The sequence below is a fragment of the Microbacterium enclense genome, assembly GCA_038182865.1.
GTDB classification, from domain to species: Bacteria; Actinomycetota; Actinomycetes; order Actinomycetales; family Microbacteriaceae; genus Microbacterium; species Microbacterium enclense_B.
Window position 1 is genome coordinate 2,390,070 of sequence record CP116226.1, and the last position, 14,309, is coordinate 2,404,378.

A 14,309-nucleotide genomic window follows, 5' to 3' on the forward strand; every position below is an offset into this window, starting at 1 on the left:
TCTCATCGCACGCGGTTGATCCGCGGAGCTGCGGAAACGCGCTGACGAACGACGGATGCCGAGGCCCCGAGGCCCCGGCATCCCGTGTGCTCCTGCGTGATCAGCCTTTGCGTGCGACGCGGTTCTCGGCGCTGACCATCCACGACAGCTGCTCGAGGCGCTCGAGGATGGAGTGCAGGATGTCGGCGCTCGTGGGGTCCTCGTCGTCGACGTCGTCGTGCACGTCGCGAACGGTGCCCACGGTGGCGTCGATGCGCTCGGTGATCAGGTCGACGACCTCGGCCGTGTCGACTTCGCCCTGGGGGAACTCGGGCAAGGTCGTCGTCTCGGCGATCGTGTCGCTGCGGCCGTCGGGGAGCGCGTGCAGCGAGCGCATGCGCTCGGCGACGGTGTCACTGAACTCACGGGCCGCGTCGATGATCTCGTCGAGCTGGAGGTGGGTGTCGCGGAAGTTCTTGCCGACGACGTTCCAATGCGCCTGCTTGCCCTGGATCGACAGTTCGATCAGATCGACCAGCACCGCCTGCAGGCTGTCGGTCAGCTTCTCGGACGCCTGGAAGCCCTTCTCGGCGTTCTGCTCGTCGGTCGTCTCGGGGCCGCTGCCGCCGCGCGCGGGGCGGCGACGGTTCTTGGTCGGGGTGTCCTTGGTGGTCGTGGACATGCACGTTCCTTTCACTCGCGGTCATCAGCGACGTTAGATCGTGACCAGCGGTGCAGGGCGGGGGTTGTGTGTCTCGCACCGCCGAGGTAATCGAGACACGGGATAGGGGTTTCGGCGGATTACGCCCTCACGGGGCGACAACGACCGAGAGGGTGTGGAACCATGCGTTCAGACCGGGGCGGTCGATGAGGGACGCGAGCGCATGAGCGACGAGGTCGACGAACTCGATCGGGCGTGGAACGACGCCGAGCACACGCTCCTCGCGGTGTTTGCGGGGGATGCGCGGGCGTATCTGCGCACCGTCGACGCCCGGGCGGAGCAGGCGACATCCGCCGAGGCGAAAGCCGTGTGGCACGTCGCCTCATCGATGGCGGCGGTGATCGCCTGCCGCTTCGACGACGCCGCCCGGCACGCCGACCTCGCGCTCCACGCGGCGGGGGAGAGCGGATCGGTCGAGTATCGTCTCGCCGCGGCCGCCGTGGCGATGACCGACGCGATGTCGGGAGCGCAGCACGCGCGCACACGGCGCCTGGACATGCCGGAGGCGGTGTCGTCGGAGGTCGGCGCCCGCGGGGCGTTGCTCGTGCGTTACCTGGCGGCGGAAGCGGCGCTCAGTTCGGGCGCCTTCGAGATCGCCGACACCCTCATTTCCGAGGCCGGGCTCGAACCCGGGCAGGTGGTCGCCCCGGGGGCGCCGCCGGAGGCCGCCATCGACGGCGCCGCCCTTGCCTTCCAGCTGCTGTGGGCTCGCAGCAGCGCGTTTCATGGGCGGGCCGCTCTCGTGCGTGCCATCCACGACGGCATCCACGCTCGCGCGGCTGACGTTCCGCCTCGGGTGCACCTCGTGCTCCTCGCCATCGGCTGTTACGGCGCCGCGCTCGCCGCCGACCGGGACCGCGCCACCGCGCTGGCCGACGTCGTGCTGCAGCGCGCACGCCGCGACGTCAACTACCTGTCGGTCGGATCCTGCATCTACGTCGGATGGGCACTGAGAGCGCTGGGGCAGGTGCAGCGCGCCGCGGCGCTTCTCGTGGCGGCGGCCGGGCCCGACCTCCGGCATTGCAAGATCTGGGATCGGGCGTTCATCTCGGAAGTTCTCGTCGAAGCGGCCTTGGACCGCGGTGACCGCTACGGCGCCGCGGTCATCGTCACTCGCGCAACCGCGCTCCAGCGCTTTCCCGTGGCGGCCTCGGCGGTGACGCGGGCGCGGGGAGCGATGGCACGATCGGACGGTCTCGACGATCACGCGCAGGACCTGGCCTCGGCCGCGATCCTGCTGGACCAGCGTGCGGGGGCGGCCACCGAGGTGCTCCGCGGGCGCGTGCTCGAAGCCGACGCGTTGATCGCCGCGACCCCGGCGGACGCGGCACGGATGTTCGAGAGCATCGCGAGGGAAGCCGACGCGACCGGCAACGAATCGCTGCGTCGGTACGCCGCCCAGCGGTGGCGGACGCTTCAGCACCGCGACCCCGGCCTCGTCGCCGGGACGGCGGTGATGACGGCGCGACAGCGGGAGGTCGTCGCGCTCGTCGCCGAGGGGCACAGCAACACCGCGATCGCGCAGGTGCTCTTCCTCTCGGCCCGCACGGTCCAGACGCACGTCTCGGACCTGCTGCGCATCACCGGCGCCCGCTCGCGCGCGGAAGTCGCCGCCCTGGCCGCGCGCGGGTCGGCATCCGCTCTCGTCTCGCTCACCCCGCGGCAGCGTGAGATCGCCGGACTCATCGCCCGCGGCCTGCGCAACGCCGAGATCGCCCGCGCCCTCTCGCTGCGTGACAAGACGGTCGAGAACCACGTCTCGGAGATCCTCCGTCGCCTGGGGCTGCGCTCCCGGGCGGGTGTCGCCGGTCTCGCGGCGGCCGGTCCTGACCCGCGTCCGTAGCCGTTCCCGCCGCAATCGACAACCCCGCCCCCATGTCGAGATGGCATTCCTAGCGTGGGGCCGTGCTCACAACCCCGCCTCCGCCGTCTCGGCCGCTCCGCGACTACGCCGCGATCGGCGACGGGCGCACAGTGGCGCTGATCGGTCGCGACGGATCGATCGATTGGCTGCCCCTGCCGAACATCCACTCCCGTCCCGTCTTCGCCCGGCTCGTGGACGAGACAGCCGGCGGATGCATCGAGCTCGCCCCGGTCGGCGAGTACGAGGTCTCGCGCCGCTACATCGCCCACACCAACGTCCTCGAGACCACTTTCACCACGCCGACCGGCGTCGCCACCCTCACCGACGCGATGGTCACCGGCATCGCGGGACGACTGCCGTGGGCCGAGCTCGCCCGCCGCGTCGAGGGAGTGAAGGGCGAGGTCGAGTTCGCCTGGTGCGTTCAGCCCGGCACCATGTTGCGTTCGGCCGCCCCCTGGACCGAGCGCATCGACGGCTTCTCGATCATGCGCATCGGGCACGTCTCCCTCGCCGTGGTCGGTCACGAGCACGGCGTTCGAGGCGAACCGGACGCCGGGAGCGAGAGCATCGAGGGAGGCTTCACCACCTCGAAGGGATCGCGTCATCTCCTGGTGATTGCCGCGACCGAGGGGGAGCCGCTGAGGGTGCCTCACGCGCAGAACGTCGATCGCGGGATCGATCGCACCATCGACGGGTGGTCGATGTGGTCGGAGGAGTTCTCGTACGACGGCCCGTGGGCCGAGGATGTCCAGCGCAGCGCGCTCGCGCTCAAACTCCTGCTGTTCAGTCCCACCGGCGCGATCGCGGCGGCGGCGACGACGTCGTTGCCCGAGAGCCCCCGGGGCGGGAAGAACTGGGACTACCGCTTCGCCTGGGTGCGCGATCTCGCGTACACCGCGCACGCGTGGGTCGGCTTCGGCCTGCGGGAGGAGACGCACGCCGCCATCTCGTGGCTGCTGCGCACGATCCGCCGCAACGGTCCCGAGGTGCAGGTGATGTACACGCTCGACGGGGACGCGGAGATCGGACTCGAGAAGCACGAGGTGCCGGGGTGGAACGGCAGTCAGCCGGTCGTCACCGGCAACCCCGCGCAGGGGCAGTTGCAGCTCGGCGTCTACGGCGACCTCATCGCGCTGTGCCGCACGTACGTCGAGGCAGGCAACCGCCTCGACATCCAGACCGGCCGCCTTCTCGCCGACGTCGCCGACCGCACGTGCGACCTGTGGCGGCGCGAGGACTCGGGCATGTGGGAGCTCCCGGAACTGCGCCACTACACCTCGTCGAAGATGGGGTGCTGGAAGGCGCTCGACGATGCGCAATGGCTCGCCGACGGAGGACACATCCCCGACAACGGCGATCGCTGGCGCGCCGAGCGCGACCGCATCCACCGCTGGGTCGAGGAGCACTGCTGGTCCGAGAAGCTCGAGGCCTACACGATCGCGCCGGGCAGCGACGATCTGGATGCGTCGGTGCTTCTGCACGCGCCGACCGGTTTCGACCGGGGCGAGCGGATGTCGAAGACCCTGGACGCCCTCACCGACCGCCTCACCACCGAGAACCACCTCGTCTACCGGTACACGGGCATGGACCAGGAGGAGCAGACGTTCGTCGCGTGCGCCTTCTGGCGGGCCACGGCCTTGGCCTGCGTCGGCCGTCATGCGGAAGCGATCGAGGCGATGGACGCCCTCGTTGAGCAGGCGAACGACGTTGGCATGTACGCGGAGATGATCGCCGAGTCCGACGGCGCCTTCTGGGGGAATCTTCCCCAGGCCCTCAGCCACCTCGCACTCATCAACGCCGCCCTCGTCATCCGCGATGTCGTGGACGCCGACGAGCTCGGCGACCGCTGACCTCCGCCGGGTTCCCGGCATCCGACCCCCCATGAAAGGACTCGCCATGAGTACGCAGTACACCTTCACCGATCCCACGAAGCTCTACGCCGACATCGAGCCGCAGGCGCAGGACCAGCCGGAGCCCGGCCTGGATGCGAAGCTCACCCCCAAGGCCGCCCTCGGCGAGGACACCTACGTCGGCAGCGACCGCTTGACGGGCCGCAAGGCACTGATCACCGGCGCCGACTCGGGCATCGGTGCCGCGACCGCGATCGCCTTCGCCCGCGAGGGAGCCTCGATCGCGATGTCGTACCTGCCCGAGGAGCAGGTGGATGCCGACCGGATCGCCGGAATCCTCCGCGACGCCGGCGCGACCGTCGTGCAGATCCCGGGTGACCTCCGCGAGCGCGAGTACGCCCGCACGCTCGTGAAGGAGGCGGTCGAGGGACTCGGCGGCCTCGACATCGTCGTCAACAACGGCGGCAAGCAGATCTTCAACGAAGACGTCACGACGCTGAGCGACGAGCAGTTCGACGACACGTTCAAGACCAACGTCTATGCGATGTTCTGGATCTGCAAAGAGGCGGTGCCGCACCTGAAGCCCGGCTCGACGATCATCAACACCACGTCGATCCAGGCGTACTCGCCGGCGCCGATCCTCGTCGACTACGCCTCGACGAAGGCGACGATCAACACCTTCACCAAGGCGCTCGGCCAGCAGCTCGCGCCGAAGGGCATCCGCGTGAACGCGGTGGCCCCCGGCCCGATCTGGACGCCGCTCCAGGTGACCGACGGCCAGCCCGACGAGAAGGTCGACGAGTTCGGTGAGGAGACCCCGCTCGGGCGCATGGGTCAGCCGGCCGAGCTCGCCCCGGCGTTCGTCTACCTCGCGTCGGCGGAGTCGAGCTACGTCATCGGCGAGACGCTCAACGTCAACGGCGGTATGCCGACTCCGTGAGCACGGTGTGAGAGGGCCGTCGTCCGGATAGGGCGGCGGCCCTTTTTCGGCGGTGGCTGAGGGTGTCGACGCGCCCGGTCCCGTCGGCGGGCTCAGGGACCTGGGTCGCGGGGTGGGGTGGGCGAGGTGTCGACGCGCCCGGTCCCTTCGACGGGCTCAGGAACCCGCAGCGCTGGAGGGGTGGCTGAGCCTGTCGAGGCCAGCGCTCAGACGAGGGACTTGCGGTAGAAGATCTCGCCGTCCGCCGTGGTCTCGGTGCGACGGTACCCCTCGCGCTCGTAGAGGCGCTGGTTGGCCTCGCTGAGTCCTCCCGTGAAGAGTTCGGCCTCGGTCGCGCCGTCGTCTCGCCCGCGCTCTTCGACGGCGGCGAGCAGCTGGGTCCCGAGGCCCTCGCCCTGCTGGTCCGGGGCGATCGCGAGTCGCCCGATGAGCAGGAGGTCGCGGTCTCGGCGGGCACGCACGGCGCCCACGATGCGGTGACCCGTCACCGCCACGCAGCCGAGGTTCTCGACCAGTTCCGCGCGCAGCTCGTCGAGGGTCTGCGTGAGCGGCGGCATGTCGGGGTCGCCGTAGATCAGCGCCTCGCTGGCGAAGGCCGCGCGCTGGATCGTGAGCACTTCGCCGGCGTCATCCGGGGTGATCGGGCGAAGGGTGGGGGAACTCGTCATGATCGGTCCTTCGGGTCGAGGTGAACGATTTTCGCCGCGACGGCGGCGCTCGAGGCGGGTGGGTTTAATTACACTGGACCATCGTCCCTGACGTCACGCGGGGCCGCCCGCTATGAACGACTTCTTCGACACGCGCGTCCGCACCAGCGACGTCGCCGACACGCTCGCCTGGCTGCAGGCGCAGTACGGGCGCGTCGACGTCCAGGCCGACGACGCCTCGTTCGCCGAGCATGCCGTCGGGGATGCCGTGTTCTCGCTCCGTCGCCTCGACTGGCAGTGCCGGGCCGAGGTGGTGTACGAAGCGGACCGCTTCTTCGTCGCGACCTCGACCCCCGGGTACGCCTGGAGCATCGGCTCGGAGGCGGGGGAGTACAGCGTCGAACCGGGCATCGTGCAGCCCGGTCACGAGCTCATCGGGCGGCCCGAGTCGACGCGCCTGCAGCTGGTCGCCTTCGACGCTCCGCACCTCACCGAGACGGCGCGAACGATCTACGGCGATGAGGCACTCGCCGTGCGGTTCGAGGGGTCCGCCCCGGTGTCGCGGCGCATGCGCGAGTACTGGTTGGCCACGCTGCGATGGGCGCTGACCCAACGACCGGTGATGGCGGAACCGCTCGTGCGGGCGCAGGTGCATCGCTCCCTCGCGGCGGCGACACTCGAGGCGTTCGCCCTCGCGGGCGACCCCCGGGAGCGCCGCGCGTCGGCGATCGAGCAGGCGGCCGTCTACGCCGCGGCCACGAGCTGGTTCGACGATCACGCGTCCCTCCCGATCACGGTGGACGATGCCGCTCGTGCCGTCGGAACCTCGACCGGAGGCCTGCGGCGCGCATTCGCGGCCAACGGCCAGCTGGCCCTGACCCCCGAGGCCTACCTCGCCGTCGCGCGCCTGAGTGCGGCGCACGCCGATCTCGTCGCGGCGGATCCGGCACGGGCCTCGGTGAAGCAGGTCGCTGCGCGGTGGGGGTTCGCGGCCTGCGAGGTCTTCATCGAGGCCTACCGCGATGCCTACCGCGTGCATCCGCAGGTGACCCTCGACCGCTGAGGTCTCAGCGATCTCGGTCGGTGTACTCGCCGGGATTCTCGAGGTCTTCCCGGGTCTCCTCGCCCGTGGGCAGCTCGACATCGGTGTAGGCGCCGGCCTCGTCGGCGCGGGGACGTGACTCCGACCCGTCGGCGTTCTCACGGTCGACGTACTCGCCCGGCTGGTCGGCACTGCCGTGGTCGACGGTTCCGTCGGAGAGCTGCACGTCGGTGTACTCGCCCTCGTCCGGACCGGTTCCGGCGCCCGTGGTCTCGCGTTCGTTCATCGTTGGTCTCCCGCCGTCGTGATGTCTCCGACGCTAGCCCTCGTGTTGGCCCGGTGCGCGGCCTTGACAGGAACTCTCGATCGCTGCCGTGTCAAGGCCGGGCGTCGGGCGTGAGGGGCGGGCCAGCATGGACACATGCCAGCACTCGCCATCATCCTCATCATCGTCGGACTCGTCCTTCTGTTCCTCGGCGTCTTCGTCGAGGCCGTGAAGTTCCTTCTCTGGATCGGCATCGTCATCCTCATCGTGGGTGTGATCGCCGCCCTGATGCGCTTCATCCGCCGAAACGCCTGACGCGTCGTCGCCCCGCTCGCGCTTCGGCCGGGCGGGGCGAGACGTCAGGCTGAGAAGAGGTCGCGGGCGCGCGGAGCGTGCCGTTCCGCCACCGCATCGAGCGCCGCGCCCAGCTCCTCATGCCGGAAGACGAATCCCGCGTCGGTGAGCACCCCGGGCACCGCCCATCGGCTCCTCAGGACCAGTTCGGGCTCGTTGCGCAGCACGGCCATCGCCGGGTCGAGCATCCACCGGAAAGCCGGAAGCCCGACCCGCCGTCGTGCGACCCGCCGAACATGCCGCATCAGCGTCAGGTTGTCGCTCACTCCGGGCGCCGACAGATTCACCGGACCCTCCACGTCGTCCCGGTCGCGGAGGAAGAGAACGGATGCCACGACGTCGTCGATGTGGATCCAGCTGAAGCGCTGCCGACCCGACGTCCGATGCCAGCTCGACCACACCGCGCCCGTCGGATGCGAGCCGATCCCGCGGTACCGCCGGTGCGGGAACCACCAGCTGTCGATCTGCGGGCCGCCGAGTCCGAGGCGCCCGAGGGCGAAGAGCATCCGCGTCGCGGGTCCGTCGCCCAGAACGATCGCCATGCGCAGAGCCACGCGACGGGTCGCCGGCAGCTCGCCGTCGAAGAACGCCCTCTCCCAGCTCGTGGCGACATCGACCGAGAACCCGTCGCCGATGACACCGTCGCGCTCATCGTTCCCGCGCTCGGTCTCGTGGCGGTAGATGGTCGCGGTCGAGGCGTTGAACCACACGCGCGGAGGCGTCTCGGCGCGGCGGACGGCGCGGTGCAGCGCACGCGTCGTCTCAACCCGCGATCGGAGGATCTCGTCGCGCGCCGTGTCGGTGTAGCGGCACGAGACGATCTTCCCGGCGAGGTTGACGAGCACCTCGGCTCTGTCGACGAGACGGTCGATGCTCCGCTGGTCGCCCCAGGTCGCCGTGCCGGTGCGGCCGATCGTGTCGACGGTGTAACCGTCGTCGCGGAACGCTGCAGCCACCGCCTGACCGACGAATCCGCTCGCTCCGGCGATGACGACACGGCGTCTGGTCACGGCATCCTCCTGGCTCGGATTCAGCCTAGGGGCGGCGCGCCGACAGGGATTCAGCCTAGGGGCGGCGCGCCGACAGAATGAGACGTATGGACCAACCGCTCGACGTCGGCCCTCTTCTCGCGCTCGAAGACGGCTATGGCGACCGCGAGGAGTCCGAGGCCGTCCGGCTGTTCGCCGAGGCGAACGGCGCGCAGTTCTGGCCGCTCACCGTGGGGCAGCCTCTGCCCGGGGTGATCTTCCGTGATGAGGCGGGCACCCCTCGTCATATGCAGGCCGCGGGGCGTGTGGTCCGTTTCCCCGGAGAGCCGCAGATCGAGATCGGCAATGCCGTCTTCCTGTACAGCATCGACCTCAACGTCATGAGTTCCGGGTGGGGCTATGCGGCCGTCCGCTTGTCAGCGCCGGCGCCCGCGCTGCTGGTGGAGACCGCGAGCGCGCGCGCCACGCGGCTCCTCCCGGCCACCCCGACGGCGATGGCGCCACTGGCCTTCGGCGGAGAGACGCACGTGTACGTCGATCCTCGCGCGACCGCGTGGGCACGTGGCATCCTGCATCCCGACATCCTCGCCCTCCTCGATCAGGCCGACCTGCCGTTCGATCTCGAGATCATCGATGGATGGCTCTTCCTCTACAGCCCGCGCCAGCTCGCCGTGGGTGATCCGCGCGTGTGGCGGCGGACCCTCGGGGTGGTGGCGGCTGTGCGTGAGGCGGTCGAGAGGGCCGATGGCGCGAGCGCTGTGGCATCCGGGGCCCCGGTCGTCCTCCCCATGACGGACCGGCCCTGGAAGGGCGGTCGTCGGAAGGCCCTCCTCTTCTACGGGTCGGTGGTCGCCGCCGTGGCGGTGCTCGGCATCGCCCTGGCGCTGTTCGTCCGATGAGGCGCGGCGCCGAGGCCTGACACAATGGGATCCATGCGACGGCAGGAGCGGGGAACGCGTGTTGCGCGCGGTGCCGTGGCTGCCGCCGTGGCGACCTTCGTCGCCCTGCTCTCGCACGTGACCGGCGGCGGAGCGTTGCCGGGCGCGGCGGGGATCCTCGTGCCGCTCGCCCTGTCGTTCGTCGCCTGCACGGCGCTCGCGGGCCGTCGCCTGTCGGCGATCCGTCTGAGCATCGCGGTGGCGCTGAGCCAAGCGCTCTTCCACACGCTGTTCGTGCTCGGCAGCTACGAACCCGGCGCGTCCGGGCACGTGCACGGTGCCGTGGCGATGCCGGCCCTCGAGCCGGGCGCGTCCGCGGTCATGATCGCCCCGGATGCCACGATGTGGTTCTGGCACGTCGTCGCCGCCGCGGTGACCACCGTCGTCCTGCATCGCGGTGAGCGGACCGTCACCCACCTCCGCGAACTCACCGCTCGCCTCGGCGCCTGGCTGCGCGTGCGGGTGCGCATCTTCACCGTCGCGCCCGGTCCCGCGCCCGCGCGACGCGTCATCGCCGAGATCGTCGCCGAGGTGCGACCCGTCTCGGTGCTGTTGGCGGGGACCGCTCGGCGGCGCGGTCCCCCTCTCAGCGCCCTCTGACGCTCGCCCCGCCCGACTCGTCGCGGGGCGTTCGGTCGTCGGCATCCGGTTCTTCTGACGCCACGCGGGGGGAGCCGGGCCGCTGACCGTCCCGCTGCGCTCCGTGCGGCGGGATTCGCGTCCTCCGGGACGCCCGTGTCCGTCGTGCCGCGTCAGCCGTGACGGGTGCGGACAGCGCCCCACGCTGCCCCGCCCCGTCCGTCTCGGCGTGCCACGCGACGACGTCGACCGCCCGTTCGCGGGTGTCGACGCCGAGAGGAAGAATTCCATGATCCGTTTCCGTACCGTCGCGGCCGGATGGGTCGTTGCCGCCGTCGTCGTTCTGACGTCGGTGGTCCCGGCCTCCGCCCACGACGACCTTCTCTCCAGTTCACCGGCCGACGGTGAGCGTCTGCCCTCCGCTCCCGATGAGATCACCCTGACCTTCTCCGCTGACGTGCTCGACGTCGGCTCGGAGGTCATCGTCGCCGACGCCGACGGGGGTGACTGGGCCGCTGCAGACCCCGTCGTCTCCTCGGGGACGGTCACCGTCCCCCTCGTGGAGGGGATGCCCGACGCGGGGTACGAGGTGCGCTGGCGCGTCGTCTCCAGCGACGGGCATCCCATTTCGGGGGTGATCCCGTTCACCGTGGGTGACGCGGCTCCTCTCGAGCGGGCACCCGCCTCGGGGAGTCCCGCCGCGTCCTCCGTTCCGACCTCGGACGGCCCGGGTGTTCCGCGCGCCGTCGTGATCGGCGCCCTCGGCGCGGGCATCGCCCTCGTCGTCCTCGTCCTCGTTTCTCTCGTCCGCCGCGCCGCGCGCGGCCGACAGTCCGGAAAGGCCTCCTCATGAACACCCGCTCCTCGCGCTTCGGCGCTCTCGCCGTCGCCACCGCCCTCGCTCTCTCGGGGTGCGCCGGCACTTCAGCGCCCACTCCGGCCGTTCAGTCCGCGTCGTTCGCCAGTACCGACGTCTGGGTGAAAGCCGCCGATGACGCCATGACCGCGGGCTTCGGCGAACTGACCAACACCGGCGACAGCGACCTCACGGTGGTGTCGGCGACGAGCCCCGCCACGTCGTCGATGCAGCTGCACGAGACCGTGCCGAACGAAGCCGGCCAGATGGTCATGCGGGAGGTCGAGGGAGGATTCGTCATCCCCGCGCACGGCTCCATCGACCTCGCCCCGGGCGGGAACCACCTGATGTTCATGGACGTCACCAGCCCCCTGCGCGCGGGAGACGAGACGACGATCACCCTCACCTTCTCCGACGCCTCGACCGCGGAGATCACCGCGCCGATCAAGGAGTTCGCCGGCGCGAACGAGAACTACGAGGGTGGTTCGGGCGACATGGACAGGGGGCACTGATGTCTGTTCGTGACGCACCACGCGGGGCGAGTCGACGGACGTTCCTCCTCGGGGGAGCGGTCGCCGGTGTCGGGGCGGTCGCCGCGATCGGCATCGACGCGGCCGTCTCGGCGCGGGCCCAGGATGCCTCTGCCTCCACCCCCATGAACGGGGAGGCGACGGTCCCCTTCTATGGGGCTCACCAGGCCGGTATCGACACCGACGCCCAGTCGCACGTGTCGCTCATCGCGCTCGACCTGCTCGGCGATGTGGATCGGGACGGGCTCCGGCGTCTCCTGCGCACGCTCACCGACGACGCTGCCCGTCTCACCCGGGGAGAAGCTGCCCTGGCCGACACGGAACCGGAACTCGCCACCGCGCCCGCTCGTCTGACGATCACCTTCGGGTTCGGCCCCGGGCTCGTCGCTCGCGCGGGAGCCGTCGCCCCGTCGTGGTTGCGGCCGCTGCCGGCGTTCTCGATCGACCGTCTCCGCCCGGAGTTCGGCGACGGCGACCTCCTTCTCCAGGTCGCCGCCGACGACCCGGTCACCGTCGCGCACGCCGCGCGCATGCTGTTGAAGGACGCGCGGGCCTTCGCCTCCCCGCGCTGGGTCCAGCAGGGGTTTCGTCGCGCCTATGGCACCGAGCGCCCCGGGACGACCATGCGCAATCTCTTCGGGCAGGTGGACGGCACAGCCAACCCCGTGCCGGGCACGACGGCGTTCGATGAGGTCGTCTGGGCCCGCGAAGGCTGGCTCGCCGGGGGAACCGGTCTGGTGGTGCGGCGGATCGCGATGGACCTCGACACCTGGGACCACCTCGATCGCCCCGGGCGTGATCAGGCCGTCGGACGGTTCCAGGCGACCGGCGCCCCGCTCACCGGCACCGAGGAGTTCGACGAGCCCGACTTCGCGGCGAAGGATGCCATCGGCTTCCCCGTGATCCCGGAGTTCTCGCACGTGCGACGCTCTCGGTCCGACGACCCCGCGGAGCGCATCTTCCGCCGCGGGTACAACTACGACGGAAGCCCGGCAGCGGGGCAGGTCAGCGACGCGGGCCTGCTGTTCGTATCGTTCCAGGCCGACATCGACCGGCAGTTCGTTCCTCTTCAGCGCCGACTCGACGAGCTCGACCTGTTGAACAGATGGACGACCCCGATCGGGTCTGCGGTGTTCGCCGTGCCCCCGGGGTGCGACGACGGCGGCTTCATCGGAGAGGGGATCCTGTCATGACGACGACGCATTCCGGTGGCGCTCGCGGTGAGGGGGGTCCTCCCGGGACCGACCGCGCCCGCGCGGGCGCGGCCCCCGCCTCCCCGGGCGCCCACAAAACCCGCAGCGATCGACCGCTGCCTCCGAGTGCGCAGGACGCGCAGACCGTTCGGGGCGCCGGGGGCGCGGCATCCGGGATCCCCCGGAAGGGGTGGTTCACCGCGTTGCTGCGGCGACTCCACTTCTTCGCGGGCCTGCTGGTCGGGCCATTCATCCTCGTCGCCGCGCTGAGCGGGGCGTTGTACGCGCTCACGCCCACGCTCGAGAAGGTCATGTACGCCCCCGAGCTGTCGGCGACGTCGACGCTCGCCGGGATGCCGCTGGCGAACCAGATCGAGGCAGCCGAGGCCTACGTCGGATCGGGGGCGTCGCCCGTCGCCGTACGACCGGCGCCCGCCCCCGGTGACACCACCCGCGTCATGTTCGCGGACGACTCCCTGGGGGAGAGCACGACCCGGGCGATCTTCGTCGATCCCGTCACCACCGAGATCCGCGGGGACCTGCCCGCCTACGGCACCAGCGGTGCTCTGCCGCTGCGGCACTGGATCAGCGACCTGCACCGCTCGCTGCATCTCGGGGCTCCCGGCCGGTGGTACAGCGAGCTCGCGGCATCCTGGCTCGGAATCGTCGCCCTCGCGGGGGCAGGGCTGTGGATCGGACGGTTCGTGCGCCAGCGGCGCGGACGCCGTGACCTGCTCCGCCCGAACCGCGCGCACCGCGGCTACCGGCGTCTGTCGGGCTGGCACTCCGCGGTCGGTGTGTGGGTGGTGCTCGGGGCGCTGTTCCTGTCGGCCACCGGCATCACCTGGTCGACGTTCGCCGGGGAGAACGTCACCGACCTGCGTGCGGCGATCGGCGGGGGCACTCCGGCGCTGGACACCTCGCTCGACGGTGCCTCCGCGCCCGGCGGCGACCATGCGGAACACGGCGGGGCTGTTCCCGGCGCACCCACGGGAGCGGCGAACCCGCCGACCTTCGACGCGATGCTCGCGATCGCGAAACGGGTCAACGTCAACACCGGTGATGTCGAGATCCGACCACCGAGCGCCCCCGGCACGGCCTGGGTGGTGCAGGAGATCCACCGGAGCTTCCCGACCGAGGTGGATGCCGTCGCGATCGACGGCGCGAGCATGCAGGTGGTGGACCGCGTGGACTTCGCGACCTTCCCGCTGCTCGCGAAACTCTCGCGCTGGGGGATCGACCTGCACATGGGCACGATGTTCGGCCTGGCGAACCAACTGGTGCTCTTCGCGATCGCGATCGCGATCGCGGTCCTGGTCGTACTCGGGTACGCGATGTGGTGGAAGCGGCGCCCCACACGGGGGCTCGCCGCGGCTCCCGCTCGCGGCGCCTTACGGGATGCGCCGTGGTGGGGGACCGGGGCCGTCCTCGCCGCCGCGGTCGTGATCGGACTGGTGCTGCCGCTGGTGGGCTACACGCTCGCGGTCTTCGTCGTGCTCGATGTGCTGTGGGGCTGGGGGAGCCGACGGCGGACACGGCTTCAGCGGGGCACGGGGTGACGG

The 14,309-nt window shown here is 70.9% G+C and carries 15 protein-coding genes; 11 read left to right on the forward strand and 4 right to left on the reverse strand.

Annotated features, from left to right (window positions below; genetic code table 11):
• Window positions 1-100: 100 nt before the first annotated feature.
• On the reverse strand, window positions 101-661 hold the full coding sequence (locus PIR02_11170) for a DNA starvation/stationary phase protection protein (protein ID WZH35337.1): 561 nt from the start codon (window positions 659-661) through the stop codon (window positions 101-103).
• Window positions 662-863: 202 nt separating this feature from the next.
• Here PIR02_11170 and PIR02_11175 point away from each other — a divergent pair, with 202 nt between their 5' ends.
• The 3 genes from PIR02_11175 (at window position 864) to PIR02_11185 (ending at window position 5,354) form a co-directional block, all read left to right on the forward strand.
• Entirely contained in the window at window positions 864-2,543 is a 1,680-nt protein-coding gene (locus PIR02_11175; protein ID WZH35338.1) for a LuxR C-terminal-related transcriptional regulator, read from the forward strand.
• Between the two features lie 62 nt (window positions 2,544-2,605).
• Window positions 2,606-4,414, forward strand: coding sequence for a glycoside hydrolase family 15 protein (locus PIR02_11180; protein WZH35339.1), 1,809 nt, complete (start codon window positions 2,606-2,608; stop codon window positions 4,412-4,414).
• 46 nt (window positions 4,415-4,460) lie between these two features.
• On the forward strand, window positions 4,461-5,354 hold the full coding sequence (locus tag PIR02_11185) for an SDR family oxidoreductase (GenBank protein WZH35340.1): 894 nt from the start codon (window positions 4,461-4,463) through the stop codon (window positions 5,352-5,354).
• A 206-nt stretch (window positions 5,355-5,560) separates the two neighbouring features.
• Here PIR02_11185 and PIR02_11190 read toward each other — a convergent pair whose 3' ends face one another.
• Window positions 5,561-6,022, reverse strand: a complete 462-nt coding sequence (locus PIR02_11190; GenBank protein WZH35341.1) for a GNAT family N-acetyltransferase — start codon at window positions 6,020-6,022, stop codon at window positions 5,561-5,563.
• A 112-nt stretch (window positions 6,023-6,134) separates the two neighbouring features.
• Between PIR02_11190 and PIR02_11195 the strand changes: the two genes are divergently transcribed.
• Complete coding sequence (locus tag PIR02_11195; protein WZH35342.1) at window positions 6,135-7,064, forward strand: helix-turn-helix domain-containing protein; 930 nt, start codon at window positions 6,135-6,137, stop codon at window positions 7,062-7,064.
• A gap of 4 nt (window positions 7,065-7,068) precedes the next feature.
• On the opposite strand, the gene PIR02_11200 is transcribed toward PIR02_11195, so the two are convergent.
• Entirely contained in the window at window positions 7,069-7,329 is a 261-nt protein-coding gene (locus PIR02_11200) for a hypothetical protein (protein WZH35343.1), read from the reverse strand.
• Window positions 7,330-7,464: 135 nt separating this feature from the next.
• Here PIR02_11200 and PIR02_11205 point away from each other — a divergent pair, with 135 nt between their 5' ends.
• Entirely contained in the window at window positions 7,465-7,623 is a 159-nt protein-coding gene (locus PIR02_11205; protein ID WZH35344.1) for a hypothetical protein, read from the forward strand.
• Between the two features lie 44 nt (window positions 7,624-7,667).
• On the opposite strand, the gene PIR02_11210 is transcribed toward PIR02_11205, so the two are convergent.
• The gene (locus tag PIR02_11210) at window positions 7,668-8,672 is read right to left on the reverse strand and encodes a DUF1731 domain-containing protein (protein WZH35345.1); all 1,005 of its coding nucleotides are present in this window, start codon (window positions 8,670-8,672) and stop codon (window positions 7,668-7,670) included.
• An 86-nt stretch (window positions 8,673-8,758) separates the two neighbouring features.
• Here PIR02_11210 and PIR02_11215 point away from each other — a divergent pair, with 86 nt between their 5' ends.
• From PIR02_11215 to PIR02_11240, 6 genes are all read left to right on the forward strand, one after another.
• Entirely contained in the window at window positions 8,759-9,550 is a 792-nt protein-coding gene (locus PIR02_11215) for a hypothetical protein (GenBank protein ID WZH35346.1), read from the forward strand.
• A 33-nt stretch (window positions 9,551-9,583) separates the two neighbouring features.
• A complete protein-coding gene (locus PIR02_11220; GenBank protein ID WZH35347.1) occupies window positions 9,584-10,189 on the forward strand; it encodes a hypothetical protein in 606 nt (201 codons plus the stop codon).
• A gap of 268 nt (window positions 10,190-10,457) precedes the next feature.
• Window positions 10,458-11,021: a copper resistance protein CopC gene (locus PIR02_11225; GenBank protein ID WZH35348.1), complete on the forward strand. Its 564-nt coding sequence runs from the start codon at window positions 10,458-10,460 to the stop codon at window positions 11,019-11,021.
• The gene (locus tag PIR02_11230; GenBank protein WZH35349.1) at window positions 11,018-11,536 is read left to right on the forward strand and encodes a copper chaperone PCu(A)C; all 519 of its coding nucleotides are present in this window, start codon (window positions 11,018-11,020) and stop codon (window positions 11,534-11,536) included. Before PIR02_11225 ends, PIR02_11230 begins: the two co-directional genes overlap by 4 nt.
• Window positions 11,536-12,747 (forward strand): Dyp-type peroxidase, encoded by a 1,212-nt coding sequence (locus tag PIR02_11235; protein ID WZH35350.1) that lies wholly within the window; start codon window positions 11,536-11,538, stop codon window positions 12,745-12,747. The genes PIR02_11230 and PIR02_11235 overlap by 1 nt, the downstream gene beginning before the upstream one ends.
• Complete coding sequence (locus PIR02_11240) at window positions 12,744-14,306, forward strand: PepSY-associated TM helix domain-containing protein (protein WZH35351.1); 1,563 nt, start codon at window positions 12,744-12,746, stop codon at window positions 14,304-14,306. The genes PIR02_11235 and PIR02_11240 overlap by 4 nt, the downstream gene beginning before the upstream one ends.
• The last annotated feature ends 3 nt before the right edge of the window (window positions 14,307-14,309 follow it).

Excerpts from the sequence above, each read along its gene's own strand:
- PIR02_11170 (WZH35337.1), bottom strand. The coding sequence starts at position 661 with ATGTCCACGACCACCAAGGACACCCCGACCAAGAACCGTCGCCGCCCC.
- PIR02_11175 (WZH35338.1), top strand. The coding sequence starts at position 864 with ATGAGCGACGAGGTCGACGAACTCGATCGGGCGTGGAACGACGCCGAG.
- PIR02_11185 (WZH35340.1), top strand. The coding sequence starts at position 4,461 with ATGAGTACGCAGTACACCTTCACCGATCCCACGAAGCTCTACGCCGAC.
- PIR02_11190 (WZH35341.1), bottom strand. The coding sequence starts at position 6,022 with ATGACGAGTTCCCCCACCCTTCGCCCGATCACCCCGGATGACGCCGGC.
- PIR02_11195 (WZH35342.1), top strand. The coding sequence starts at position 6,135 with ATGAACGACTTCTTCGACACGCGCGTCCGCACCAGCGACGTCGCCGAC.
- PIR02_11200 (WZH35343.1), bottom strand. The coding sequence starts at position 7,329 with ATGAACGAACGCGAGACCACGGGCGCCGGAACCGGTCCGGACGAGGGC.
- PIR02_11205 (WZH35344.1), top strand. The coding sequence starts at position 7,465 with ATGCCAGCACTCGCCATCATCCTCATCATCGTCGGACTCGTCCTTCTG.
- PIR02_11215 (WZH35346.1), top strand. The coding sequence starts at position 8,759 with ATGGACCAACCGCTCGACGTCGGCCCTCTTCTCGCGCTCGAAGACGGC.
- PIR02_11220 (WZH35347.1), top strand. The coding sequence starts at position 9,584 with ATGCGACGGCAGGAGCGGGGAACGCGTGTTGCGCGCGGTGCCGTGGCT.
- PIR02_11225 (WZH35348.1), top strand. The coding sequence starts at position 10,458 with ATGATCCGTTTCCGTACCGTCGCGGCCGGATGGGTCGTTGCCGCCGTC.
- PIR02_11230 (WZH35349.1), top strand. The coding sequence starts at position 11,018 with ATGAACACCCGCTCCTCGCGCTTCGGCGCTCTCGCCGTCGCCACCGCC.
- PIR02_11235 (WZH35350.1), top strand. The coding sequence starts at position 11,536 with ATGTCTGTTCGTGACGCACCACGCGGGGCGAGTCGACGGACGTTCCTC.
- PIR02_11240 (WZH35351.1), top strand. The coding sequence starts at position 12,744 with ATGACGACGACGCATTCCGGTGGCGCTCGCGGTGAGGGGGGTCCTCCC.